The organism is Paucibacter sp. B2R-40, from assembly GCF_025717555.1.
Classification (GTDB): domain Bacteria; phylum Pseudomonadota; class Gammaproteobacteria; order Burkholderiales; family Burkholderiaceae_C; genus Paucibacter_A.
The window spans coordinates 61004-84079 of the sequence record NZ_JAJIRP010000005.1 but is presented as its reverse complement, the minus strand read 5'-3'; the positions used below and the strand labels follow the sequence as shown (position 1 = coordinate 84079).

General features: G+C 61.6%; 22 protein-coding genes. 19 read left to right on the top strand and 3 right to left on the bottom strand.

Annotated elements, in window-relative coordinates; translation table 11 throughout:
* The first annotated feature begins 2 nt into the window (after window positions 1–2).
* The gene (locus tag LNV09_RS11625; protein WP_263557252.1) at window positions 3–1922 is read left to right on the top strand and encodes a bifunctional diguanylate cyclase/phosphodiesterase; all 1920 of its coding nucleotides are present in this window, start codon (window positions 3–5) and stop codon (window positions 1920–1922) included.
* A gap of 54 nt (window positions 1923–1976) precedes the next feature.
* Window positions 1977–2489, top strand: a complete 513-nt coding sequence (locus LNV09_RS11620; RefSeq protein ID WP_263557251.1) for a hypothetical protein — start codon at window positions 1977–1979, stop codon at window positions 2487–2489.
* Window positions 2490–2501: 12 nt separating this feature from the next.
* Here the strand turns inward: LNV09_RS11620 and LNV09_RS11615 are convergent, their stop codons facing one another.
* Entirely contained in the window at window positions 2502–3050 is a 549-nt protein-coding gene (locus LNV09_RS11615) for an NUDIX hydrolase (protein ID WP_263557539.1), read from the bottom strand.
* Between the two features lie 52 nt (window positions 3051–3102).
* On the opposite strand from LNV09_RS11615, the gene maiA reads away from it, so the two are divergent.
* Window positions 3103–3735: a maleylacetoacetate isomerase gene (gene maiA / locus LNV09_RS11610; protein ID WP_263557538.1), complete on the top strand. Its 633-nt coding sequence runs from the start codon at window positions 3103–3105 to the stop codon at window positions 3733–3735.
* Window positions 3736–3808: 73 nt separating this feature from the next.
* Window positions 3809–4516, top strand: coding sequence for a peptidoglycan editing factor PgeF (pgeF, locus tag LNV09_RS11605; protein WP_263557250.1), 708 nt, complete (start codon window positions 3809–3811; stop codon window positions 4514–4516).
* Here pgeF and LNV09_RS11600 read toward each other — a convergent pair.
* On the bottom strand, window positions 4448–4726 hold the full coding sequence (locus LNV09_RS11600) for a hypothetical protein (RefSeq protein WP_263557249.1): 279 nt from the start codon (window positions 4724–4726) through the stop codon (window positions 4448–4450). The genes pgeF and LNV09_RS11600 overlap by 69 nt on opposite strands.
* A gap of 126 nt (window positions 4727–4852) precedes the next feature.
* Here LNV09_RS11600 and phaC point away from each other — a divergent pair, with 126 nt between their 5' ends.
* The 9 genes from phaC (at window position 4853) to LNV09_RS11555 (ending at window position 15858) form a co-directional block, all read left to right on the top strand.
* Entirely contained in the window at window positions 4853–6589 is a 1737-nt protein-coding gene (phaC, locus tag LNV09_RS11595; RefSeq protein ID WP_411969269.1) for a class I poly(R)-hydroxyalkanoic acid synthase, read from the top strand.
* A 113-nt stretch (window positions 6590–6702) separates the two neighbouring features.
* Window positions 6703–7881 (top strand): acetyl-CoA C-acetyltransferase, encoded by a 1179-nt coding sequence (locus LNV09_RS11590; protein WP_263557248.1) that lies wholly within the window; start codon window positions 6703–6705, stop codon window positions 7879–7881.
* Window positions 7882–7989: 108 nt separating this feature from the next.
* On the top strand, window positions 7990–8727 hold the full coding sequence (phbB, locus tag LNV09_RS11585) for an acetoacetyl-CoA reductase (protein WP_263557247.1): 738 nt from the start codon (window positions 7990–7992) through the stop codon (window positions 8725–8727).
* Between the two features lie 321 nt (window positions 8728–9048).
* Entirely contained in the window at window positions 9049–11412 is a 2364-nt protein-coding gene (locus LNV09_RS11580; RefSeq protein ID WP_263557246.1) for a sensor histidine kinase, read from the top strand.
* 147 nt (window positions 11413–11559) lie between these two features.
* Window positions 11560–11787 carry a hypothetical protein gene (locus LNV09_RS11575; protein ID WP_263557245.1) on the top strand — a complete coding sequence of 76 codons (228 nt, stop codon included), beginning with the start codon at window positions 11560–11562 and terminating at the stop codon, window positions 11785–11787.
* Complete coding sequence (locus tag LNV09_RS11570; RefSeq protein WP_263557244.1) at window positions 11787–12809, top strand: GGDEF domain-containing protein; 1023 nt, start codon at window positions 11787–11789, stop codon at window positions 12807–12809. Before LNV09_RS11575 ends, LNV09_RS11570 begins: the two co-directional genes overlap by 1 nt.
* A gap of 175 nt (window positions 12810–12984) precedes the next feature.
* Window positions 12985–14019: a YncE family protein gene (locus tag LNV09_RS11565; protein ID WP_263557243.1), complete on the top strand. Its 1035-nt coding sequence runs from the start codon at window positions 12985–12987 to the stop codon at window positions 14017–14019.
* Window positions 14016–14864, top strand: coding sequence for a polysaccharide deacetylase family protein (locus tag LNV09_RS11560; protein ID WP_411969268.1), 849 nt, complete (start codon window positions 14016–14018; stop codon window positions 14862–14864). The genes LNV09_RS11565 and LNV09_RS11560 overlap by 4 nt, the downstream gene beginning before the upstream one ends.
* Complete coding sequence (locus tag LNV09_RS11555; protein ID WP_263557242.1) at window positions 14857–15858, top strand: sterol desaturase family protein; 1002 nt, start codon at window positions 14857–14859, stop codon at window positions 15856–15858. The genes LNV09_RS11560 and LNV09_RS11555 overlap by 8 nt, the downstream gene beginning before the upstream one ends.
* 4 nt (window positions 15859–15862) lie before the next feature.
* Here the strand turns inward: LNV09_RS11555 and LNV09_RS11550 are convergent, their stop codons facing one another.
* On the bottom strand, window positions 15863–16021 hold the full coding sequence (locus tag LNV09_RS11550; protein ID WP_263557241.1) for a hypothetical protein: 159 nt from the start codon (window positions 16019–16021) through the stop codon (window positions 15863–15865).
* Window positions 16022–16361: 340 nt separating this feature from the next.
* On the opposite strand from LNV09_RS11550, the gene LNV09_RS11545 reads away from it, so the two are divergent.
* From LNV09_RS11545 to LNV09_RS11520, 6 genes are read left to right on the top strand one after another with little or no spacing between them, the layout of a single operon-like run.
* Window positions 16362–17885 carry an acyl--CoA ligase gene (locus tag LNV09_RS11545; RefSeq protein ID WP_263557240.1) on the top strand — a complete coding sequence of 508 codons (1524 nt, stop codon included), beginning with the start codon at window positions 16362–16364 and terminating at the stop codon, window positions 17883–17885.
* 25 nt (window positions 17886–17910) lie between these two features.
* Window positions 17911–18939, top strand: coding sequence for a Bug family tripartite tricarboxylate transporter substrate binding protein (locus LNV09_RS11540; protein ID WP_263557239.1), 1029 nt, complete (start codon window positions 17911–17913; stop codon window positions 18937–18939).
* 26 nt (window positions 18940–18965) lie between these two features.
* Window positions 18966–19958 (top strand): Bug family tripartite tricarboxylate transporter substrate binding protein, encoded by a 993-nt coding sequence (locus LNV09_RS11535; RefSeq protein ID WP_263557238.1) that lies wholly within the window; start codon window positions 18966–18968, stop codon window positions 19956–19958.
* 3 nt (window positions 19959–19961) lie between these two features.
* Window positions 19962–20471 carry a tripartite tricarboxylate transporter TctB family protein gene (locus LNV09_RS11530; protein WP_263557237.1) on the top strand — a complete coding sequence of 170 codons (510 nt, stop codon included), beginning with the start codon at window positions 19962–19964 and terminating at the stop codon, window positions 20469–20471.
* Window positions 20472–20512: 41 nt separating this feature from the next.
* Entirely contained in the window at window positions 20513–22063 is a 1551-nt protein-coding gene (locus LNV09_RS11525) for a tripartite tricarboxylate transporter permease (RefSeq protein WP_263557236.1), read from the top strand.
* The gene (locus LNV09_RS11520) at window positions 22060–23052 is read left to right on the top strand and encodes a 2-dehydropantoate 2-reductase (RefSeq protein WP_263557235.1); all 993 of its coding nucleotides are present in this window, start codon (window positions 22060–22062) and stop codon (window positions 23050–23052) included. Before LNV09_RS11525 ends, LNV09_RS11520 begins: the two co-directional genes overlap by 4 nt.
* The last annotated feature ends 24 nt before the right edge of the window (window positions 23053–23076 follow it).

Sequence of the window (23076 nt, the reverse complement as noted above, 5' to 3'; positions counted from 1 at the left end):
CCATGTCCTTGATGCGTCAAGTCTGGTTGCTGGTGTTGGGTGCGGTCTTGCTGGCTTTGGCCGGCAGCGTCGCCGTGTCCACCTATTCGACCCGGCAACTGCTGCAAACCCAGCTGCAAATCAAGAACAGCGACAACGCGGCCGCGCTGGCGCTGGCTCTGTCGCAGCAGCATGGCGATGCGGAGTTGATGGAATTGCTGATCTCGGCGCAGTTCGATACCGGCTACTACCAAAGCGTGATCTGGCGCAAGGCCGACGGCAAGCTCGCGTTCGAGCGCCGTACCAATGAGCGGCCCGGCAGCGCGCCGGCTTGGTTTATCGACCTGCTGCCTATCGCGGTCCAACCCGGCGTGGCCCAAGTCTCGAATGGCTGGAACGCGATCGGTTCGGTCGAGGTCCTCTCGCATTCTGCTTACGCACATGACGAGTTATGGCGCAGCCTGACCCGCATCAGCATGCTGCTGGGCGCGCTCGGTCTGCTGGCCAGCGTGGGCGCTTATCTGGCACTGCACCGCATTCGCCGCCCGTTGGACAACGCCGTGGCGCAGGCGCGCGCGGTGGTCGACGGCAGCTTTCAAATCATTGAAGAGTCCCATGTGCCCGAGCTCAAGGGGCTGACGCAGGCGATGAACGCGATGGTCTTGCGCGTCAAGAGCATGTTCGAGGCGCAGGCCGATCAGCTGCAAGTGCTGCGCATCCAGGCGCATTGCGATCCGCTTACCGGCATGAGTTCGCGCAAGCACTTTCTGGCCGAGTTGGACTCGGCCCTGACCCGCGACGAAGGGCCGCTGCATGCCGGTTTGGTGCTGGTGCGGCTACGTGATCTGGCCGGCCTCAATCAGCGCCTGGGCCGCCCGGCGGTGGACCAGGCCCTGCAAACCATGGCCAAGGCGGTGATGGCTTATCCGGAGCGCGTGCGTGGCTGCCTAGCGGGCAGGCTCAACGGCGCCGATTTCGCCCTGTGGCTGCCCGCACCCGATGTGGCAGCCGAGACGGCGCAGGCCTTGTCTGACGCCTTGGCTGCCAGCCTGCCGGCTTTTGGCAGCGGTATTCAGCTCGCACTAGGCGCCGTCAATTTACCGCGCGAGTCGGCCGCCGGCCGGTGGTTTGGCGAGGCCGACGCGGCCTTGGCAAGGGCCGAGAATCAAACCGGCTTTGTGGTCGAGTCCATCAATGCGGGCAGTTTGCAGCAACGTGTGCAGGGCGAGCGTGCTTGGCGCTCTCAGATCAGCGAAGCCTTGGCGGGCCGGCGCGGCAAATTGCTGCAATACCCGGTCTTGGACCGAGAGGGCCGGATCCTGCATCTGGAATGCCCGCTGCAATTGCAGTTGGAAGTAGCCGGCGAATTCGAGCCGGCCACGCGCTGGTTGCCGCTGGCGGTGCGCAGCCGTTTGACGGCCGATGTGGATTTGCTGGCGGTCTCGCTGGCCCTGGAGGCGATCGCCAAAGACGGCCAGCAGCGCTGCGTCAATATTGCACCGGCCTCTTTGTTGGACGGCAGTTTTGTCGCGCGCCTGCGGGATCAAATCTTCCATGCGCCCCAGGCCGCCCGCAAGCTCGGTCTGGAGTTGGCCGAGAGTGCTGCCCTCAACCACTTTGATTTGCTGTTCGAAATGGGCCGGCAGTTGCGTCCGCTGGGCGTCAAGCTGGGGCTTGAGCATGCCGGCGCCGGGCTGGCGCAAGTGGACCGGCTCTATCAAGCGGGCTTGGACTACGTCAAGCTCGATGTTGCGGTCGTCACCGGCGTGTCGGGAGATGCGGCGCGGGCCGCATTTGTGCGCGGCATGTTGGTGATGTTGCGCAGCTTGGCGCTGAAGGTCTATGCCGAGGGGCTGCGCGACGGCATGGATGTGCAGGCGCTGTGGGATTGCGAGCTGGACGGCGTGACCGGGCCTTGGGCGACGGCGCGTTTGAGTCAGTAAAGCTGAGGATTGGGGTCTCGCTGCTTGCGGCCGAGTCCTTTGGCTGGAAAACAAATGAACCTGACCCCATTTTTTCGGCTGTTGCAGTTGCTGGTGCTTGTCTTTGCGGGCGCTGCGCGGGCCGCACCGCCCCTCACGAATTTCAATGTCGTTTTGCTGCAGCCAAGCGCTGTGCTTGAAGAGCGCGTGCCCAATATCGATGCCATGGCCGCCTACGTCCGGGCGCTTGGGGCGGCAGCAGGCGAGGCGGTCGTCGCCAGCGGCGTGCAGCAATCGGTAGGCGGCTTTATCGTCGTGGCCGTGCGGCCCGGCCTGCGGTCGAATGTCTGGCTGGACTTTGACACCATGTTGGACTTGGCGTTGAAGCAACAACTCGGCAGCAAGCTCAGGGCCGTTGTACCTTTCGAAGCAGTCAAGGGCCCGGTGGTGTTTGCATTGAAAGTGGCGACCTGGAGCGGCAAGGAATCCAAGCGCTTGGCCCCGGCGCCGGCCGAGTGGAAGGCAGCTTCGCGACCGGGTGCGCCGCTGGAGGTGGGTGAGTTGGTGGAACGCTTGTGGACGGATTAGTGGCTGGGGCTTTCAGCCAATATCGCCGCAGTGCAACTCAAACGGTCGGCCCAGCCTTCGGTCCTCAAAAAAGTGCTTCAAAGTCTCCCGCACGGTGCGAAAGGCCAATTCGTCCCAGGGGATTTCATGCTCATGGAAGAGTTTGGCTTCGAGTGTCTCCGGCCCCGGATTGAATTGATCCGACAGGAGGCGCGCGCGGTAGTACAGATGAATCTGTCCGACCTTGACCACATTCATCAAGCAGTAGAGCGGCTGCAACTCGATTTGCGCGCCGGCTTCTTCATCGGTCTCGCGCTGTGCGCCCTCGGCTGCGGTTTCGCCCAACTCTAAAAACCCCGCCGGCAAGGTCCAAAAACCGTGGCGCGGCTCGATCGCGCGGCGGCACAGCAGCACCTGCTCACCGAAGACGGGCAGGGTGCCCACCACATTGATCGGGTTTTCGTAATGAATGCTGGCGCAGGCCGTGCAGGTGGCGCGTTCGCGGTTGTCGTCCGCCGGCACCAAGTACTCGACTGCGGCACCGCAGCTGGGGCAATGTTTGAAGCGTCTGGGGTTCCACATGGACGTCAGTTTAGCGGCCACAAGTGAAACACTCATGGCATCATCACGACCCATGGAACTCTTCAATTATTTTCGCTCCTCGGCTTCTTACCGCGTGCGCATTGCGCTGGCGCTCAAAGGCCTGGAATACGACTACCGTGCCGTCCATCTGGCCAAGAACGAGCAGTTCGATCCGGCCTATGTCAGCGCCTCGCTGTCCAAGCTGGTGCCGCTGCTGCGTGACGGCGACGCGCTGATCAGCCAGTCCATGGCCATCATCGAATACCTCGATGAAACCCACCCCCAGCCGCCCCTGCTGCCCGTCGACGCCTTGGGCCGCGCCCAGGTGCGCGCGCTGGCGCAGGACATCGCCTGCGAGATTCACCCGCTCAATAATCTGCGCGTCTTGCGCTACCTCAGCAAAGATCTGGGCCTGGACGAGGACAACAAGAACCGCTGGTACCGGCACTGGGTCGAGACCGGGCTGGAGGTGGTGGAGTTGCGCCTGAAGTCGGGCGCCGGTCAGTTCTGCCATGGTGATACGCCGGGCCTGGCCGACTGCGTGCTGGTGCCGCAGATCTTCAATGCGCAGCGCTTTGACTGCCGTCTCGAGCATGTGCCCGAAGTGATGCGGGTGTTCAGGAATTGCATGGCGCTGGACGCGTTCGCAAAGACCCAGCCCTCGGCCTGCCCTGATGCCGAGTGAGCAAGTTGGGCTGATTCACGCCGATTGGCTGCGGCCCGCATGGTCGCGGCCTGATTTCAATGGGCGAGCTCTGATGAGCACGCGGGCCGGCGGCTGCAGTGTCGGCCCTTTTGCGAGCATGAATGTTGGCGCGGCGGTGCAAGATGATCCGGCGGCTGTGGCCGAAAACCGCTTGCGGCTGGACCAAGCGCTGGGGTCCAAAGCGGTCTTTTTGCAGCAAATTCATGGCTCTGAAGTCGTCGTCTTGAACTCCGCTCATGCGCTGGCCGGCGCACCCACGCCAATCGCCGACGCCAGCGTCAGCACCTCGCCTGGCTTGGCGGTCGCGATCCAAGTGGCGGACTGTTTGCCCGTCTTGTTCGCTGCACCGGGCGGCGTGGCCGGTGCGCATGCCGGCTGGCGCGGCCTGGCCGGCGGGGTGTTGGAGAACACGGTGCAAGCGCTTTGCCAAGCCGCCGGCTGCAAGCCTTCTCAAGTGCAAGCCTGGCTGGGAGCCTGCATTGGCCCCGAAGCATTCGAGGTCGGGCCCGAGGTGCTGCAGGCCTTTGGTGTCGAACCGGTGGCGGCGTCCAACGCGTACTTTGTGTTCCGCCCCAATGCTGCAGGCGAGGCGCGCTGGCGGGCTGACCTGGCTGGCCTGGCGCGTCAACGCCTGCTGGGCGTGGGGCTGAAGCACATCAGCGGCGGCGCTTGGTGCACCTTCAAAGACGATTCAAGGTTCTTTTCTTACCGGCGCGAGCGCATCTGCGGTCGCATGGTCGCCGCTATTTGCCTGGCTTGAGTTGGCGGCCTCCTGTTCCAGCTGTTCTTGACGCTTGCGAGCTTTTTTACGGTGTGGAGTTCCCAACAGGTACAAGACGATTGAAATCGGCAATACGCCGTAGAGCAGCAGCGTTATCAAGGCGCCCAGAATGCTGCCTTGGCTGCTGGTAGCTTCGGCCAAGGCCATCATCAGGGCCACATAGCCCCAGGCAATTGCGATCAGATACATGGTTCGTCATAAGCGGGTAAGACAAGGAGGTTACAACAAGGTCTGCGATGATGGACCGAAGGGGCTGCTTGCAGCGTCCCAGCAAACCGAAGCCAATGCCAAGAGCCCAATTGTTTGAGGAAACCTATGACCCGCAAGACGAACGCCGCGGCGCCAGCTGCCCCCGAAGCCGCCCCGGATGCAATTTCGGCCGCCGCTGCAGCGGCCAGTGAAGCCGCCGCCGGCTTGGGCGAAATGTGGAAGACCTTGGCCGGCCTGCAGATTCCCGCCGCGTCCTTGGCCGAATTGCAAAGCAACTACTTGAATCAGGCCACCGCCTTGTGGAATGCCTCGCTGCAAAGCAGCCTGGCCCCACCGGCCGAAGCGCCTAAGCCGCTGGCGGATCGCCGCTTTGCGAGTCCGGCCTGGAGTGCCAACCCGGCCAGCGCCTTCATGGCGCAGCTTTATTTGCTCAACGCCAACACCTTGCAGCAGATGGCCGACAAGGTCGAGGGCGAGGACAAGGCCCGCGCGCGCGTGCGCTTCGCCGTGCAGCAGTTTGTCGACGCCGCCGCGCCGAGCAATTTTTTGGCGCTCAACCCGGAGGCACAGGCCTTGGCCCTGGAGAGCAAGGGCGAGACGCTGACCAAGGGCATGCAATTGCTGTGGAACGATTTGCAGCGCGGCCATGTGTCTCAGACCGATGAAAGCGCGTTCGAGGTCGGCCGCAATGTCGCCACCACCGCCGGCGACATCGTGTTCGAGAACGACTTCTTTCAGCTGATTGAGTACAAGCCGCTGACGGATAAGGTTTTTGAGCGCCCGCTGCTGTTTGTGCCACCCTGCATCAACAAGTACTACATCCTGGATTTGCAGCCCGAGAACTCGCTGATCCGCTATGCCGTGGAGCAGGGCCACCGGCTGTTCGTGATCAGCTGGCGCAACCCGGATGATTCGTGCAAGGCCTGGACCTGGGACGACTATATCGAGCAGGCCGCGATCAAAGCGATCAGCGTGGTGCAAGAGATCAGCGGCGCCAAGACCATAGACACGCTGGGTTTTTGCGTCGGCGGCACGATTTTGTCGACCGCCTTGGGCGTGTTGGCCGCGCGCGGCGAGCAGCCCGCAGCCAGCGTGACCTTGCTGACCACCTTGATCGACTTTTCCAGCAACGGCATCCTGGATATTTTTGTCGATGAGGCCTCGGTGAAAAAGCGCGAGACCACGATCGGTCTGCAGTCGCCTAAAGGACCGGGGCTGTTGAAGGGTCAAGAGTTGGGCAGCACCTTCAGCATGCTGCGCCCGAACGATCTGGTCTGGAACTATGTGGTCGGCAATTACCTGAAGGGCGAAGCGCCGCCGCCGTTTGATCTGCTGTATTGGAACGGTGACGCCACCAATATGAGCGGCCCGATGTACTGCTGGTATCTGCGCCATACCTATTTGCAAAACGAGTTGAAAATCCCCGGCCGTCTAACGGTCTGCGGCGAGTCGCTTGATCTGGGCAAGATTGAGGCGCCGGTCTACATCTATGGTTCGCGCGAAGACCATATCGTGCCTTGGGACGCCGCCTACCGCAGCACGCAAGTCTTCAAGGGCGAGCGGCGCTATGTGCTGGGCGCCTCCGGCCATATAGCCGGTGTGATCAATCCGCCGGCGAAAAAGAAACGCAGCCATTGGATCAACCAATCGGCCGCGCTGCCGGCTCAGGCTGATGCCTGGTTGGCCGGCGCGACAGAGCAGCCCGGCAGTTGGTGGACCGACTGGTCCACTTGGTTGGCAGGCCATGCCGGCGCACAAAAGCCCGCGCCCAAAGCGCCCGGCAACCGCAAGTACAAAGCGATCGAGCCGGCGCCGGGCCGCTATGTGCAGCAAAAGGCTTGATGAGGTTTACCGTCACAGTTTGAAATTCCGTTTTACCTGAATCTTCGCCCCGTCCGATTGAACTAAACTCATCGGGATAACTTGTTAGTTACAGCATAGAGAGAGTAAATCAAATGACCGATATCGTGATCGTCTCCGCGGCCCGTACCGCGATTGGTAAATTTGGCGGCACCCTTGCCAAGACTTCCGCCGTTGAATTGGGCGCCACTGTCGTGCGCGATCTCCTGCGCCGCAGCGGCCTTGATGGCGCGCAGATCAGCGAAGTGATCTTGGGTCAGGTCTTGACGGCCGGTGCCGGCCAGAACCCGGCCCGCCAGACGGTCATCAAGGCGGGCCTGCCCAACACGGTGCCGGCAATGACGATCAACAAGGTCTGCGGCTCCGGCTTGAAGGCCGTGATGCTGGCGGCGCAGTCGATTCGTGATGGCGACTCCGAGATCGTCATCGCCGGCGGCCAGGAGAGCATGAGCCTGAGCGCGCATGTGCTGCCGGGCTCGCGCGACGGTCAGCGCATGGGTGACTGGAAGCTGGTCGACACCATGATCGTCGACGGCCTGTGGGATGTCTACAACCAGTACCACATGGGCATCACGGCCGAGAACGTGGCCAAGCAGTACGGCATCAGCCGTGAAGCCCAAGATGCGCTGGCTTTTGGCTCGCAGCAAAAAGCCGCCGCTGCGCAAGACGCCGGCCGTTTCAAGGATGAGATCGCTGCGGTGACGATTCCCCAGAAGAAGGGTGATGCCATCATTTTCGATGCCGACGAATTCATCAACCGCCGCAGTACGGCCGACGTTCTGGCCGGTCTGCGCCCCGCTTTTGACAAGGCCGGCAGCGTCACCGCCGGCAATGCCTCAGGTCTGAACGACGGCGCCGCCGGTTTGCTGATCATGTCGGCCGCCAAGGCCGCGAGCTTAGGCCTGACGCCGTTGGCGCGCATCGCCTCTTACGCCTCGGCCGGGCTTGACCCGTCCATCATGGGCATGGGCCCGGTGCCGGCCGCCAAGAAGGCGCTGGAGCGCGCCGGTTGGAAGGCGCAAGACCTGGACCTGCTGGAGATCAACGAAGCCTTTGCCGCGCAAGCCTGCGCCGTGCATCAGGAAATGGGCTGGGATTTGTCCAAGGTCAACGTCAATGGCGGCGCGATCGCGCTGGGTCACCCGATCGGCGCATCCGGCGCCCGCATTCTGGTGACGCTGCTGCATGAGATGCAGCGCCGCGATGCCAAGAAGGGCATTGCCTCCCTGTGCATCGGTGGCGGCATGGGCGTGGCACTGACCGTCGAGCGTTGATGCAGAACCGCTGCTAAACAGCCCATCCTAGGGCCAAACCCGCTTGACTCAGACCCGCACCTGCAGGAGTCTGAGCGAGCCAGTATTTTTTTGAGACAGGAGACAAATATGAGTCAAAAAGTAGCTTACGTCACCGGCGGCATGGGCGGCATCGGGACCTCAATGTGCCAGCGCCTGCACAAAGAAGGTTTCAAGGTCATCGCCGGCTGCGGCCCGAGCCGCGACTTCGACAAGTGGTTGAGCGAGCAGGCCGCGCTGGGTTACACCTTCTACGCCTCGGTTGGCAATGTGGCTGATTGGGACTCCACCGTCGAGGCCTTTGCCAAGGTCAAGGCCGAGCATGGCCCGATCTCGGTCTTGGTCAATAACGCCGGCATCACGCGTGACGGCATGTTCCGCAAGATGACGCGCGACGACTGGGACGCGGTGATGAACACCAACCTCAACAGCATGTTCAATGTCACCAAGCAGGTGATAGAAGACATGTTGGACAAGGGCTGGGGCCGCATCATCAATATCTCCTCGGTCAACGGCGAGAAGGGCCAGTTCGGCCAGACCAATTACTCGGCCGCCAAGGCCGGCATGCATGGTTTCACGATGGCGCTGGCGCAAGAAGTGGCCAGCAAGGGCGTGACGGTCAATACCGTCAGCCCCGGCTATATCGGCACCGATATGGTCAAGGCGATCCGCCCCGATGTGCTGGAGAAGATCGTCGCCACCATTCCGATCAAGCGTTTGGGCAAGCCCGAAGAAATCGCGGCCATCGTGGCCTGGTTGGCCGGTGAGGACTCCGGCTTCACCACCGGCGCCGACTTCAGCTGCAATGGTGGTTTGCATATGGGTTGAGCCCGGCTTAGATTCAGTCCCTGCCGACTGAATCTCGCCCGGCTCACGCCGAGCGGCATGCAGGCTATTTGGTAAACCGTCAAATCGGCCGAAGTGCCGCCTGCTTGCCCTTATTGATCTGCCCCAAATCGATGCGGGAGCTGTGGCCGAGAGGTTGCCGCTCCCGTTTGCTTTTTGCCATGCTTGCGCCCTGTTTGACACGGAGCTGGATCAGGGCCTTCCCTAGGTGCGCTGCCCTGCGTACAGTGCATAGTGCTCAAACTGGACGCAGAGCCCGCATTGCCCTGAGCCCGGGGACTCGCAACAAGAAGGAACAGGCGCATGGTCAGACTCGGCAGCTCGCTCGGTGCGCGCATGGTGTTCGCAACGCTGATGTTTTGCTTGCTATTCACCGTGCTGGCCGTGGCGGTGCAATCCTGGTGGACCTGGAAAGAGGGCTTGGCGGCGATGAACCATGAGCTGGCGTTGATCGAGCGAGTCAGCCAAAGCACCTTGCGCAGGGCCGTCTGGGACATGGATTTGGACACGCTGAAGCTCCATATGGAGAGTGTGAGCAAGGTCAGCACGATCGGGCGAGTCGAGATCAGAGTCAAGGCTGAAAGGGGGCCCGCCGAAGTGTTCGAGTTCACCCGACCCGGTTGGTCGGAGGCGGGCCTGGCGCCGATGCGGCGCTTGCCGCTGGTGTTTCAGCGCTTCAGTGGCGGGCCGCTGGTGAATCTGGGTGAATTCGTGCTTTATGGCGATGAGCGCCAGCTGTGGGCGCATTTGCGCGCTGCGCTGCAGACCATTGTGCTGACCCAATTGCTGCAGTCGCTGCTCTTGGCGGGCTTCCTCACCTTGCTGTTCAGTCGTCTGGTGACCGTGCACGTGAGGCGCATTGCCCTGCACTTGAGCAGACTTGATCCCGCTGCCTTGGGCGAATCGCTGCGACTGCGGCGGCCCGAAGGTCGGCCCGACGAGCTGAGCTTGTTGGTCAGCGGCGTCAACAGCCTGCAAGACCGGCTGTCTGACTATTTGCAGCTCAAGCAGCGCTATGAGGAGGAGCTGGCCGGGCACCGTGACCATCTGGCGGAATCGGTGCGCGAACGCACGGATGAGCTGTCTTCGGCCAACCTGGCCCTGGCCGATGCGGCCGATGTGCTGCGCCAGGTTGGTGATATCGGCAAGGAGCTGACCACCAGTCTGGACGAGCAGGCGATTTGCGCGGCCCTGCATCAACATCTGTGTGCCTTGTTGCCGCTGGATGCGTTTGGTGTGGCGGTGCTGGGCCCGGCCGGCGATCGTTTGGAGCTGATCTATTACGTCGAAGACGGCGTGCGCGCGCCGCCGTCGACATTCTTGTTGAGCGACACGGAGTGGCTGAGCGTGCGGACTTTTCTCGGCGACGAGGAACTGGTCGTTGCCGATGCTTCGGAGCTGGCCTTGGGTTCACCGCCGCCGCAAGGCGTATCGCCGAAGTCGGAGATGCGTTCGGCGGTGTTGCGTCAAATGGTGGCCAATGGTGTGCGCCTCGGTGTGGTGATTTTGCAGAGCCACCGGGCGATGGCATTCCAGCAACGTGAGCAAGAGATCTTTCGCACCACTGTGGCCTATGCGGCCATTGCGCTGACCAATGCTTCGGCCTATGCCAGCGCTCAGGCTGCGCGGCTGCAGGCAGCCAAGGCTTTGGAGGAGTTGAAGCAGGCACAAGGCCAGGTGATTCAATCGGAAAAGATGGCGGTGTTGGGGCAGTTGGTGGCCGGCGTTGCACATGAGATCAACACGCCGATTGGGGCCGTCAAGTCCAGCGGACGCAATATTTCGGATGCCTTGCAGCAGGTGCTGGAGAACCTGCCCAAGGTGTTCCAGGTGCTGAATGAGGCCGAACAAAACTCCTTCATCGACCTGTTGGCTCATGTCAGCAAGAGCTCGAATATGCTGAGTTCAAGGGAGGAGCGGGCCTTGGCCAAGACCTTGTGCCAGCAATTGGAGTCCGCCGGCATCGAGCATGCCCGCTACAAAGCCGGGCTGCTGGTGCAAATGGGGGTGCAGGCGTTTGCGGGTGAATACCTGGCGCTGCTGAAGCACCCGAGCAACGAGCTGATCCTGGATACGGCGTTCAGCACGGCCAGCATCGCCAGCAATACCGAGAACATCAATCTGGCCGTGGACAGGGTGGCCAAGATCGTGTTCGCCTTGAAGTCCTATTCGCGTTTCGATCACTCCGGCGAATTCGTCGAGACTGATCTGCGCGATGGCCTGGAGACGGTGCTGACGATTTACCAAAGCAAGCTGCGCGGCGGCGTCGAGCTGGTGCGCGACTTCCAAGACCTGCCGCGCCTGCTTTGCCTGCCCGATGAATTGAACCAGGTCTGGACCAACCTGATCCACAACGCCTTGCAGGCCATGCATTACAAAGGCGTGCTGCGGATCTCGTTGGCCCACGATGAGGCGCACGCGATTGTTGCGGTCAAAGACAGCGGCAGCGGCATTCCGGCCGAATTGCTGGGTAGGATTTTTGACCCCTTCTTCACGACCAAGCCGATCGGTGAGGGCAGTGGCCTGGGCCTGGATATCGTGCGCAAGATCATCGACAAGCATCAGGGGCGCATCGAGGTGCAAAGTGTTGAGGGCAGGGGCTCGACCTTCACGGTCTTTTTGCCCTTGCAGCGTTCCTCTGACACCAAGACCGACGTAAACATCTAGCCGGGCAGAGTTTCCAATGCGCAGGTCCGTGCCCATGATTTGCAAAAAAATACCACCGTGCCTGCCAGCCGGCTCGAAGTCGAAAGTAATATGGTATGAAGCGGCGGACTCATGTCTAGCTGCCAACGACGTCTAGGGAGGACGGCTATGCAAGGATTGCTGCTGTGCGTCGACGATGAGGTGAACGCATTGAGCGCTTTACGGGATCAATTGCCTTCAAGCCAGGTGAATGACAGTGCCGTCAAGCGCCTGCGAGCGGAGGGCAAAGGCCGTAGCCTGATTGCCAAGCCCTGGGAGGCAGGGGTGTTGCTGGCCGGTATCGAGGCGGGTCTGGCGACATTCGCCGACCCTCAATTCGTCTTGGGAGCACGGTGATGGCAAGCCCTGCCGAGTCCGCCATGGCCAAGGAAGTGATCCTCTGCGTGGATGACGACAGCGGCGTCTTGACTTCACTGCGCTCGTTGCTGGAAAACAGTCTGCAGCATGGTCAGCTGATTGAAATCGCCGAAAGTGGCAGCGAGGCGCTGGAGCTGATCGATGAGTTGGAGCGCGAGGGGCAGACCCTGGCCGTCATCATCGCCGACTACATCATGCCCGGCATGAAAGGGGATGAGTTGCTGGTGCAGGTGCACCAACGCCTGCCTAAGGTGCTGACCATCTTGCTGACCGGGCAGAGCAGTTTGGACGGCGTCAAACGCGCGATCAACGAGGCGAACCTGTTTCGTTTTCTCGAAAAACCCTGGCATAACGAAGATGTGGTGCTGACCGCACAGGCGGCTTTGCGTGCCTTTCGTTTGGACGCCGAATTGCAGCGTCATGTGAGTGAGTTGCGGCGCATGAACGAGCAGTTGGAGCTGACCGTGGCGCAGCGTACCCAGGAGTTGACGCAGAAGAATCTTGAGCTGGAACAGTTGGCGGTGACGGACTGCTTGACCCGTTTGTACAACCGGCTCTTTCTCGACCGTGCGATGGAGCGCGAGCAGGCCGCCGCCGGGCGCAGCGGACGCGGCTTTGCGCTGATTCTGGTCGATGTGGATTGTTTCAAACGGATCAACGACAGCCTGGGCCATCAGGCTGGAGATGCGGTGCTGGTGGCGCTGGCGCAAATTCTGCAAAGCCGGGTGCGCGCCAGCGATGTAGTGGGGCGTTGGGGTGGCGAGGAGTTCTTGATCATCTGCCCCGATACCGACCTGGCCGGCGCGCAACAAATGGCCGAAACCCTGCGTCAACGCATCGAAGAATTTGTGTTCCCGCAAGTCGGGTCTTGTACCGCCAGCTTTGGTGTGTCGGTTTGCGCGCCGGGTGAGAGCGGCAGCACGGCCGTGGCGCGAGCCGACCAGGCCCTTTATGCGGCCAAGCAGGCGGGGCGCAACCGGGTGATGCTGGAGCGGGCCTAAGTTTTGTCCCGTTGAACGCTTGGGTAGCTGAGCACGCCAATTGACGGATAAGTTCCGCGCATTTTTGAGGCTTTGTTGACCGGCGACAACGACGCTCAAGTGCGGCCAATTACACTTGAAGCCTGCTGCATATGCAGCGTTTTCTGCGCTTGTTGCTCCTCTCAAGGATTCCCTGATGTCTTTTCAGTCTTGGCCCCGTCTGACGGTGGCCCTGAGTTTGTCCGCCGCCGCCTTTGCCCTTGTTGCCTATCCTGCTGACGCTGGTGCTGCCGGAGCGGCCAAGCCGCCAGTCATTGTGTTGAACTCGCTGGACGCTGACATCAGCGTGGTCGACCCCATCAGCTTCAAACAGATCAAGCGTATTCCGACCGGCAAGGAGCCGCATCACCTTTACTTGTCGCCCGATCAGAAGTCGCTGCTGGTGGCCAATGCGCTGGGTGATTCGCTGACCTTTTTGGACCCCCATACCGCTGAAGTTCAGCGGGTCGTGCGGGGCATCCACGACCCCTATCACCTGCGCTTCTCGCCCGATATGAAGTGGCTCATCACCGCGGCGAACCGGCTGGATTACGTCAATTTTTACAGCTGGACGCCGGCCGACAAGGCCGAGCCCTTGAAGCTGGTCAAGCGCATCAGCGCGCCCAAGACGCCCAGCCATCTGGCCATCGACAGCAAGAGCAGCACGCTGTTCGTCAGCCTGCAAGACAGCAATGAGCTGCTGGCCGTGGATCTGGCGACACAAGCGCCGCGCTGGAAGATCACCGTGGGCGAGATGCCGGCGGACATCTTTTTGACCGCCGATGACAAACATCTGCTGGTGGCCTTGACCGGCGACGCCGTGGTGGAGGTTTACGACGTCAGCGCTGCGGGAACGACGCCGCCGAAGCTGGTCAAGCGCCTGCCCACCGGCAAGGGCGCACATTCCTTCCGTGCCTGGGGCGATCACCGTCACGTCTTGGTCAGCAACCGGGTGGCCAACACCATCAGCAAGATCGATACGCAGACCTTGACGGTCGTCGACCAATTCCCCGGCCCGAGCGGCCCGGATGATATGGAGGTGCTGGGGGACGGCAAGACTATTCTGGTGAACTCGCGTTGGGCCGGCAAGTTGACCGAGATCGACACGCAGACCAAGAAGGTCGTGCGCCAGGTCAAGGTCGGCAAGTCGCCACACGGTGTCTTTACGCTGGACAGCCAGCCCAGGCAATGAAACCAGGCCTGCTGCTGGCCAGCGCCCTGATGGGGGCGGCGGCGCCCGGACATCCGTATGCCCAGACTTGTGCCAAGCCGATCTTTCTGACCTTTGACACCGGCCATATGGGCGTGGCCCCGCTGATCGCCGAGACGCTCAAACGGTTTGACGCGAGGGCGACTTTTTTCTTGGCCAACGAGCCGACCAAAACCGGTGGCCGGACCCTGGATGATGACTGGGCGGCTTGGTGGCGCGAGCGGCTAGGCGAGGGCCATGACTTCGGCGCTCACACCTGGAACCACGATACCTGGTTGGCCGATTTGCCGGAGCCGGACAAAAGCGAGATCACGCGCTTCAAGGTCAGCACCGCAGCGGGCGAGCAACAGCCGGTGCGGCATGAAATGAGCGCCGAACAATATTGCGCCAGCCTCAAGCAGGTGAGTGCGCGCTTTAGCGAGATGACGGGCCAGGCGATGGGTCCGATCTTTCGCGCACCGGGCGGCAAGACTTCGCCGGCCTTGCTGGCTGCCGCGCAGAAATGTGGCTATGTCCATGTGGGCTGGAGCGCGGCCGGTTTTCTCGGCGATGAGTTGTCGAGCGAGCGCTATCCGAATGCCTTGCTGCTGGAGCGTGCGCTGAAGACCGTCAGACCCGGCGATATTCTGATGGCGCATCTGGGCATTTGGTCGCGCCAGCAGCCTTGGGCGCCGGCCGTCTTGGAGCCGCTGCTGCAAGGGCTGAAGGACCAAGGCATGTGTTTTGCACCGCTGCGTGAACATCCGCGCTACCGCACCTTGTTCAAGATGGCGGGGCTGTTGCAAGCGGCGCCGGCCTCAGTCGCGAAAGACCTGCCGCATGATTGAGTTCTTGATCGACGGTTTCGGCGCGTTGCAGCAGCAATTGTTCGAGTCGCTGGTGCAGCCCCTGGTGTTCGCGCTGGGCGGCGGCAACCTGCTTGAGGACGCTTTCAGCGCCACCGGCCTTTTGCTGGTGGGCCTGCTGCAGATTGCGGTGATGCTGCTGGTGATACGCAGCCTGGAGCGCTGGCGGCCGGTTGAGCCGGTGGTGGACGCGCAGGCGGTGCGGGTCGACGTGATCTACACGCTGATTCACCGACTGGGGTTGTTCAAGCTGCTGATGTTCTTCAGCCTTGGCCCTGTTTGGGACAGCCTGTCCGGTGCGGCCCGTATGGCCGGCTTGCCCAGCCTTCAGCTGGATGCATTGTGGCCGGGGGTTAGCGACATTCCCTGGGTCAGTTTCCTGATCTATCTGCTGGTGTTCGACCTGGTCAATTACTGGCTGCACCGGGCCCAGCATGCCTGGAACTGGTGGTGGGCGCTGCATGCGCTGCACCACAGCCAGCGCCAGATGACGATGTGGAGCGACAACCGCAACCATCTGCTTGATGATGTATTGCGCGATGCGGTCTTCGTCGTGTTGGCGCGCCTGATTGGCGTGGAACCCGCGCAATTTGTCGCGCTGGTGGCGCTGTCGCAGTTGTTTGAGAACCTGCAGCATGCGAACGTGAGGCTGTGGTTTGGCCCCTTGTTTGAGCGGGTATTGGTGAGCCCGCGCTACCACCGTGTCCATCACTCGATCGGCATAGGGCATGAGTCCGAAGGCCGCGGCACGCTGGGCGGGCATAACTTTGCCGTGCTGTTTCCCGTCTGGGATATTCTTTTCCGCACCGCCAACTTCGAGCTGCGTTGGGATGCCACTGGGGTGCGTGACCAATTGGCCGAGGAGGGCGGGCGCGACTACGGGCGCGGTTTTTGGGCGCAGCAGTGGCTGGGCCTGGGGCGGCTTTTTGGCCCGGTTTTTGGCCCATTTTTCGGCCCGCTGTTCCGGAGGCGCTGACAGTTCAAGGGCTGGTCGGCGCTGCTGCGGCCTTGGCAGGCTGCGCCCTTGTCAAAAGTCCCGACACCCGCTCGACAATCTCGTCGTAAATCACACTTTTTCTTGGCCTGTTGCTGATCGGCATAGCTTTTGTATTGGCCAACGCGGTCACCAGACTGTTCATGACGGCGCCCGAACTGAAGGACCTTCCTGAGCGCCGCCCTGGTGGTCGAGATCAACCGCCTTGCCTCTAAATTCGCTGCCATGGCTCCTTGTGGCTCCTCGTGGCTCCCTTTTGCGGAAGAGCTCGTTCCTGTTCGCGTGGGCAATCAATTTCGACCCCTTGCTGCTGCGCCAAAGTCGGCTCAACAGTAGGGGTGAACTTGCCTGCAGGGCAGCCAGCTTGGCTGCGCGGTAAAAAGAAGAAATAACGCCATAGGCGCGCGGATTGTCAGAATCAGCCGCTAATATGCAGGGCATCCATGGCCTCGTGCCTCTCGAATCCGCCATTCAAAGAGTCATAGATGAAACCAGATTGTCTTTTCGACTTGCTGTCCAAGGGCCAGGCCGACGCCCCCGCCTTGTCGGCGCCGGGCCGCTCGCCTTTGAGTTTTGCGGCCTTGCGGGACTTGGTCAGTGGCACGGTCAGTCAACTGAATGCGCTTGGTCTTGGCGCCAATGACCGCGTCGCCATCGTCTTGAACAATGGCCCGGAGATGGCGGCCTGCTTTATCGCCTGTGCCTGCGGGGTGGCCAGCGCGCCGCTCAACCCGGCGTACCGCAGCGATGAATTCGAGTTCTATCTGAACGATCTGCAGGCGCGCGCCTTGATCGTGGAGGCCGGCAGCATCTCGCCTGCCATTGCCGTGGCCGAAAAACTTGGCGTGCCAATCCTGCGCCTGGTGGTTGAGGCGGCGGCGCCGGCCGGAGCGTTCAGCCTGCTCAGCGAGTCGCCCGCCAAGCCCTTGGTCGCGCCGATTTGGGCCAGGCCCGACGACGTGTCCATGGTTTTGCACACCTCGGGCACCACCTCGCGGCCCAAGATCGTGCCCCTGTCGCAGGGCAATTTGCTCGCTTCAGCGCGCCATATCCTGCGCAGCCTGCAATTCACATCCAGCGACTGCGGCCTTAATGTGATGCCGCTGTTTCACATACACGGTCTGATCGCCGGCGTGCTGGCGCCGCTGGCGGCCGGCTCGCAGGTTTTTTGCACGCCCGGCTTCAATGCCTTGAAGTTCTTTGCCTGGATGGAAGAAGCCAAACCGACCTGGTATACCGCGGTGCCGACCATGCATCAAGCCATCGTCGCCAGAGCGCGCGGCCATGCCGAGCTGATCGCGCGCCAGCCGCTGCGCTTTATGCGCTCGTCCTCCAGTTCGATGCCGCCGCAGGTCATCACCGAGCTTGAGGCGGCTTTTGGCGCTCCCCTGATCGAGGCTTACGGCATGACCGAGGCCGCGCATCAGATGTCCTCTAACCCTTTGCCTCCAGGGGCCCGCAAGCCGGGCACGGTAGGTCTTGCGGCAGGCCCTGAAATCGCCATCATGGCTGCCGACGGTCAGCTGCTGCCGGCCGGCGGAATCGGCGAGATTGTCATTCGCGGGCCCAATGTCACATCGGGTTATGAGAACAACCCGGTCGCCAATGCGCAGGGCTGGCAAGACGGATGGTTTCGCACCGGAGATCAAGGTCAGCTGGACGCCGAAGGCTATCTGAGCATCACCGGGCGGTTGAAGGAAATCATCAACCGGGGCGGCGAGAAGATCAGCCCGCGCGAGGTTGATGAGGTCATCATGGATCACCCGGCTGTGCAACAAGTCGTAAGCTTTGGCATGCCGCATGCAAAGTTGGGCGAAGATGTCGCCGCTGCGGTGGTGTTGCGCGAGGGGGCGAGCCTGGACGAAGCGACGCTGCGCGCCTTTGTGGCCACCCGGCTGGCTGACTTCAAAGTGCCGCGGCGGATTTTGTTCTTGAGCGAAATCCCCAAGGGTGCGACCGGCAAATTGCAGCGCATAGGCTTGGCCGAGAAACTCGGACTGGGCGCTTGAAAAGACCTGGAGGAGGGGTGAGGACATGCGTTTGAAGAACCGTTTTTCGAGCGGCCGCAAGCTGCGCCATGTTTTGCTGGTGAGCCTGGGCTTGCTGGGCCTGCCGGGACTGGCGCAAACGGCCTGGGCCTGGGAGCCGACGCGCCCGGTGGAGCTGATTGTGCCGGCCGGCACCGGCGGCGGCGCCGATCAGATGGCGCGTTTCGTGCAAGGCGTGGTCAGCAAGCATGGCTTGATGAAGCAGGCCATTGTGGTGGTCAACAAAAGCGGCGGCGCAGGGGCCGAGGGTTTTTTGGAGATCAAGGGCGCGAGTGGTGACCCGCACAAGCTGATCATTACGTTGTCCAATCTGTTCACGACGCCGCTGGCCACTGGTGTGCCCTTCAATTGGCGCGATCTGACCCCGGTTTCCATGTTGGCACTGGATCAGTTTGTGTTGTGGGTGAATGCCGAGTCGCCGTACAAGACCGCCAAGGATTTTATGACGGCGCTGAAGGCGCAACCGAACAACACGCTGAAATTGGGCGGTACCGGCTCCAAGCAAGAGGACCAGATCATCGCGATGATGCTGGAGGGCGTGGCGGGCAAGAAGCTGACCTATATCCCCTACAAGGGCGGCGGCGAGGTGGCCGTGCAGTTGGTGGGTCAGCATGTCGAAGCGACTGTCAATAACCCGATCGAGGCGGAGTCGCATTGGCGCGCCGGCAAGTTGCGGGCGCTGTGTGTATTTGATAGCGTTGCGCTGCCTTATCCGGCCAAACTCTCGAACGGCCTGTCCTGGCAGGACATTCCCAGCTGCGCGGCGGCTGGCATTCCGGTCGAGTATTTGATGTTGCGCGGTATTTTCATGGCGCCCGGCGTCGCCAAAGAACAGCAGGCTTTTTATCTCGACCTCTTCAACAAGGTGCGGGCCACGCCCGAGTGGCGCGGCTTTATGGAGAAGGGGGCATTTCGCCAGACCGCGCTGAGCGGGGAGGCCTATGTAGACTGGCTGGGCAAGAACGAACAGATGCATCGGCAGTTGATGAAGCAGGCCGGCTTCCTGGCTCAATAGCCGGGCCAAGCGTGAACGGAACAATCATGCTGACTATTCATCGAACGGCCCTGCTCGCTTGCGCAATGGCGCTGTCTGCCCCGGCGGCTTGGGCCTGGGAGCCCAGCGCCCCGGTGGAGTTGGTGGTGCCAGCTGGCAAGGGGGGCGGTGCCGATCAAATGGCGCGCTTTGTGCAGGAATTGATCACCAAGCATGGTTTGATGAAGCAGCCCTTGCAAGTCGTCAACAAGACCGGCGATTCGGGAGCCGAGGGTCTGTTGGACACCAAGGCGGCGGTCGCCAATCCGCATAAATTGCTGATTAGCTTGTCCAACTTGTTCACCATCCCGCTCGCCACCGGGGTAGATTTTTCATGGCACGACATTACCCCGGTGTCCATGTTGGCTCTCGACCAGTTCGTTCTGTGGGTGAATGCCGACTCTTCCTTTCAAACGGCAGAGCAATTGATGGAAGCCTTGCGCAGCCGCCCGCCGGGCAGCTTCAAGCTGGGCGGCACCGGCAGCAAACAAGAAGATCAGTTGATCGGCGTGTTGCTGGAAACGGCCGCTACAACACGCATTCAATATGTCGCCTTGAAAGGCGGCGGCGATGTGGCCAAGGCCTTGGCCACTTCCGAGGTGGACTTGACGGTCAACAACCCGATCGAAGCCGAGGCGCTCTGGCGCGCGGGCAAGGTGAGGCCGCTGTGTGTGTTCGATGGCGCGCCTATGAAATATCGGACCAAGCTCTCGAATGGCCGAAGCTGGTCCGAGATCCCGACCTGCATGTCGGCCAAGATCCCGGTTTCTTACCTGATGCTGCGCGGCATTTTCATGGCACCGCAGGTCAGCGCCGAGCAACGCGCTTTTTATGTGCGTTTGTTCGAGAAGCTGCGCGGCTTGCCGGAATGGCAAGCGTTTATGGCGCAAGGGGCCTTCAACCCGACCAGCATGAGTGGGGCTCCGTTCGATAAGTGGTTGGACCAAACCGCGCATTTCCATCTGGTCTTGATGCGTGAAGCCAAGTTCAAGGCGCACTGAGTGATGAGTGCGGAACACGAGAAAAAGCAAACGCCGTCGCTGGCTTCGCGCTGGGTCGAGTTGGGCGTTGCAGGCTTGTTGCTGGTGCTGGCTGTTTTGGTGATGGTGGACAGCGTGCGGGTTGGTCGCGGCTGGGCCGATGACGGGCCGCGCGCCGGCTATTTCCCTTTTTATATCGGCATCGGTTTGGCCCTGGTCAGCGGTCTGTTGATTGTGCAGCAATTGCTGCGCTGGCGCGGTGACGCCCGTGTTTTCGTCCAGCCAGCGGAGGCTGCTGGCGTTTGGGCGGTGTTTTGGCCGATGCTGATCTATGTCGGCCTTATTCAAGCTTTGGGTATCTATGTCGCCTCAGCCCTATTGCTGGTGTTCTTCATGCGCCGCCACGGTGGCTACGCCTGGTGGAAGGCGCTGTTGTTGGCGCCTGTGATGTCGATGATTTTGTTTTTTGTTTTTGAATTGCGCTTTATGGTGCCGCTACCCAAGGGGCCACTCGAACAACTTTTGGGCTTTTAAGTATTTAGCCCGAGACTAGAGCGCCCAACAAAGGCTCACTGATGGAAGACTTCGGCAACCTGGTGCAAGGCTTTGGCGTGGCCATGAGTCTGCCCAACCTAGGCTATATGTTGATCGGTATCACGCTGGGCGTGCTGATCGGTGTGCTGCCCGGTCTGGGCGGGGCCAATGGTGTGGCGATATTGCTGCCCTTGACCTTCACGATGGCGCCGACCTCGGCCATCATCATGCTGTCTTGCATCTACTGGGGAGCCTTGTTTGGCGGCGCCATCACCTCGATTTTGTTCAACATCCCCGGCGAGCCTTGGTCGGTGGCGACCACTTTTGATGGCTACCCGATGGCGCGCGACGGCCGAGCGGCGCAGGCGCTGGCCACTGCCTTTACCTCGTCCTTTGTGGGTGCTTTGTTCGCGGTGATTCTGATCACCTTTTTGGCGCCGCTGCTGGCGCGCTTTGCGCTGAACTTTGGCCCTTCACAGATGTTTGCCGTGCAGTTCCTGACCTTTTGCAGCTTTGTCGGCATGAGTCGCGAACCGCCGCTGCGCACGCTGGCCGCAATGTTGCTCGGTTTTGCCTTGGCCACGGTCGGCATGGATACCGTCAGCGGGCAGTTGCGCATGACTTACGGCACAACGGTTTTGCTGAAGGGTTTTGACTTTTTGATCGCCGTGATCGGTCTGTTCGGCATCGGCGAAATTTTGCTGACGATGGAAGAGGGCCTGGCCTTCAAGGGGCAGAGCGCGCACATCAATCCGCGTGTGGTCTGGCAGACCTGGGCTCAGTTGATCAAGCATTGGCGAGTGTTCTTGCGCAGTACCTTGATCGGCTGCTGGATGGGCATCACGCCCGGCGGCGCGACACCCGCTTCGTTCATGAGTTATGGCATGGCGAGGCGCTTTTCCAAACATCCCGAGAAGTTCGGTAAAGGGGCGATCGAGGGCGTGATTGCGCCGGAGACGGCTGCGCATGCCGCCGGCACCGCTGCTTTGTTGCCGATGCTGACTCTGGGCATCCCGGGCTCACCGACAGCCGCCGTGCTGCTGGGCGGCCTGCTGATCTGGGGCCTGCAGCCGGGGCCTATGCTGTTTGTCGAGCAAAAGGAATTCGTCTGGGGCCTCATCGCGTCGATGTATCTGGGCAATCTGGTCGGCCTGCTTGTGGTGCTGACGACGGTGCCGTTCTGGGCCGCCATCCTGCGCATCCCCTTTTCGCTGGTAGCGCCGATGATCATCGTCTTGTGCGCGGTCGGCGCCTACACCGTGCACAGCTCGATGTTTGACGTCGGCATGATGCTGGTGTTCGGGGTGATGGGTTATTTGTTCAAGAAGCTGCGCTATCCCTTGGCGCCGCTGGTGTTGGCCTTGGTGCTCGGCGATATGGCAGAGACCAATTTCCGCCAGTCGATGTTGTCCTCGCAGGGCAGTTTGGGGATTTTCTGGTCGGGTCCGCTGGTCGGCACGTTGATGAGTTTGGCCCTGTTGCTGTTGTGCTGGCCCTTGCTGGGGCTACTGCGCGAACGGCTGCGCCGGCGTGAAATCGAGGCCGACAGCAAACTTGGTCCCGCCAGTCGTTTGGAGCAAGCAAAGAAATGAAGTTCGCCGTTGTTGGGGCCGGTGCGATCGGCGGTCTGCTGGGGACAAGGCTATCGCTGGCGGGTGAGCAGGTGGTCTTCATAGCCCGCAATCAGAATTTGGCGGCCATACATCAGCGCGGGTTTCGCCTGTTGCTGGAAGACGGCAGCGAGCAGCATGCCCCCCAGGTCCAGGCGCTGCAAAGCATGGCCGAGGCCGGACCGCAAGACGTGGTGCTGTTGACGCTGAAGGCGCAGCAGGTGCGCGATGTCTTGCCCGATTTGCGTGCGCTCTTTGGCCCGCAGACATTGCTCGTTAGCATGATCAATGGCCTGCCCTGGTGGTACTTCCAAAAAATGGCGGGCGTCTATGAAGGCCGCAGTTTGGACAGCGTCGATCCGGGCGGCCTGATCGCCAGTCAAATCGAGGCCGAGCGCATCATCGGCAGCGTGGTCTACCCGGCGGCCGAGCTGGTCGAGCCCGGCGTGGTGCGCCTGATCGAGGGCAATCGTTTCTCGCTCGGCGAGTTGGACGGCAGCAGGAGCCCGCGCATTGAGGCCCTCTCGCAAGCGCTGATGCGGGCCGGCTTCAAGGCGCCGATTTCCAAAGATATCCGCAGCGAGTTGTGGGTCAAGCTCTGGGGCAACTTGTGCTTCAACCCGATCTCCGCGTTGACGCAAGCGAGCTTGGAAGATATTTGCCGTTTCCAGCCGACCCGCGACCTGGCCGCAGCGATGATGGCCGAGGCGCAAACGCTGGCCGAGAAGCTTGGCGTTAGGTTCAAGGTCACGATTGAGCAGCGCATTGCCGGTGCCGAGGCGGTCGGAGCACACAAGACCTCGATGCTGCAGGACCTGGAGCGGGGCCGCGCGCTGGAGTTGGAGGCACTGGTCGGCGCGGTCTTGGAGCTAGGGCGCATCACCGCCACGCCGACGCCGCATATCGCGGCCATTTATGCTGCCACCGCGCTGCTGGCGCAGACCAAAGCTCTGCTCAACAAGGCTCGCTAAGATTGCCGACTGTGTAGCCAGGGT

What these genes read in the sequence shown, in the direction of transcription:
- LNV09_RS11540 (WP_263557239.1), top strand. Translation starts at nt 17,911, where the DNA reads ATGCGTTTGAAGAACCGTTTTTCGAGCGGCCGCAAGCTGCGCCATGTT.
- LNV09_RS11570 (WP_263557244.1), top strand. Translation starts at nt 11,787, where the DNA reads ATGGCAAGCCCTGCCGAGTCCGCCATGGCCAAGGAAGTGATCCTCTGC.
- LNV09_RS11550 (WP_263557241.1), bottom strand. Translation starts at nt 16,021, where the DNA reads ATGAACAGTCTGGTGACCGCGTTGGCCAATACAAAAGCTATGCCGATC.
- LNV09_RS11580 (WP_263557246.1), top strand. Translation starts at nt 9,049, where the DNA reads ATGGTCAGACTCGGCAGCTCGCTCGGTGCGCGCATGGTGTTCGCAACG.
- LNV09_RS11525 (WP_263557236.1), top strand. Translation starts at nt 20,513, where the DNA reads ATGGAAGACTTCGGCAACCTGGTGCAAGGCTTTGGCGTGGCCATGAGT.
- LNV09_RS11530 (WP_263557237.1), top strand. Translation starts at nt 19,962, where the DNA reads ATGAGTGCGGAACACGAGAAAAAGCAAACGCCGTCGCTGGCTTCGCGC.
- LNV09_RS11620 (WP_263557251.1), top strand. Translation starts at nt 1,977, where the DNA reads ATGAACCTGACCCCATTTTTTCGGCTGTTGCAGTTGCTGGTGCTTGTC.
- LNV09_RS11565 (WP_263557243.1), top strand. Translation starts at nt 12,985, where the DNA reads ATGTCTTTTCAGTCTTGGCCCCGTCTGACGGTGGCCCTGAGTTTGTCC.
- LNV09_RS11615 (WP_263557539.1), bottom strand. Translation starts at nt 3,050, where the DNA reads ATGTGGAACCCCAGACGCTTCAAACATTGCCCCAGCTGCGGTGCCGCA.
- LNV09_RS11545 (WP_263557240.1), top strand. Translation starts at nt 16,362, where the DNA reads ATGAAACCAGATTGTCTTTTCGACTTGCTGTCCAAGGGCCAGGCCGAC.
- LNV09_RS11535 (WP_263557238.1), top strand. Translation starts at nt 18,966, where the DNA reads ATGCTGACTATTCATCGAACGGCCCTGCTCGCTTGCGCAATGGCGCTG.
- phaC (WP_411969269.1), top strand. Translation starts at nt 4,853, where the DNA reads ATGACCCGCAAGACGAACGCCGCGGCGCCAGCTGCCCCCGAAGCCGCC.
- LNV09_RS11590 (WP_263557248.1), top strand. Translation starts at nt 6,703, where the DNA reads ATGACCGATATCGTGATCGTCTCCGCGGCCCGTACCGCGATTGGTAAA.
- pgeF (WP_263557250.1), top strand. Translation starts at nt 3,809, where the DNA reads ATGAGCACGCGGGCCGGCGGCTGCAGTGTCGGCCCTTTTGCGAGCATG.
- LNV09_RS11625 (WP_263557252.1), top strand. Translation starts at nt 3, where the DNA reads ATGTCCTTGATGCGTCAAGTCTGGTTGCTGGTGTTGGGTGCGGTCTTG.
- LNV09_RS11555 (WP_263557242.1), top strand. Translation starts at nt 14,857, where the DNA reads ATGATTGAGTTCTTGATCGACGGTTTCGGCGCGTTGCAGCAGCAATTG.
- LNV09_RS11520 (WP_263557235.1), top strand. Translation starts at nt 22,060, where the DNA reads ATGAAGTTCGCCGTTGTTGGGGCCGGTGCGATCGGCGGTCTGCTGGGG.
- phbB (WP_263557247.1), top strand. Translation starts at nt 7,990, where the DNA reads ATGAGTCAAAAAGTAGCTTACGTCACCGGCGGCATGGGCGGCATCGGG.
- LNV09_RS11560 (WP_411969268.1), top strand. Translation starts at nt 14,016, where the DNA reads ATGAAACCAGGCCTGCTGCTGGCCAGCGCCCTGATGGGGGCGGCGGCG.
- maiA (WP_263557538.1), top strand. Translation starts at nt 3,103, where the DNA reads ATGGAACTCTTCAATTATTTTCGCTCCTCGGCTTCTTACCGCGTGCGC.
- LNV09_RS11575 (WP_263557245.1), top strand. Translation starts at nt 11,560, where the DNA reads ATGCAAGGATTGCTGCTGTGCGTCGACGATGAGGTGAACGCATTGAGC.
- LNV09_RS11600 (WP_263557249.1), bottom strand. Translation starts at nt 4,726, where the DNA reads ATGTATCTGATCGCAATTGCCTGGGGCTATGTGGCCCTGATGATGGCC.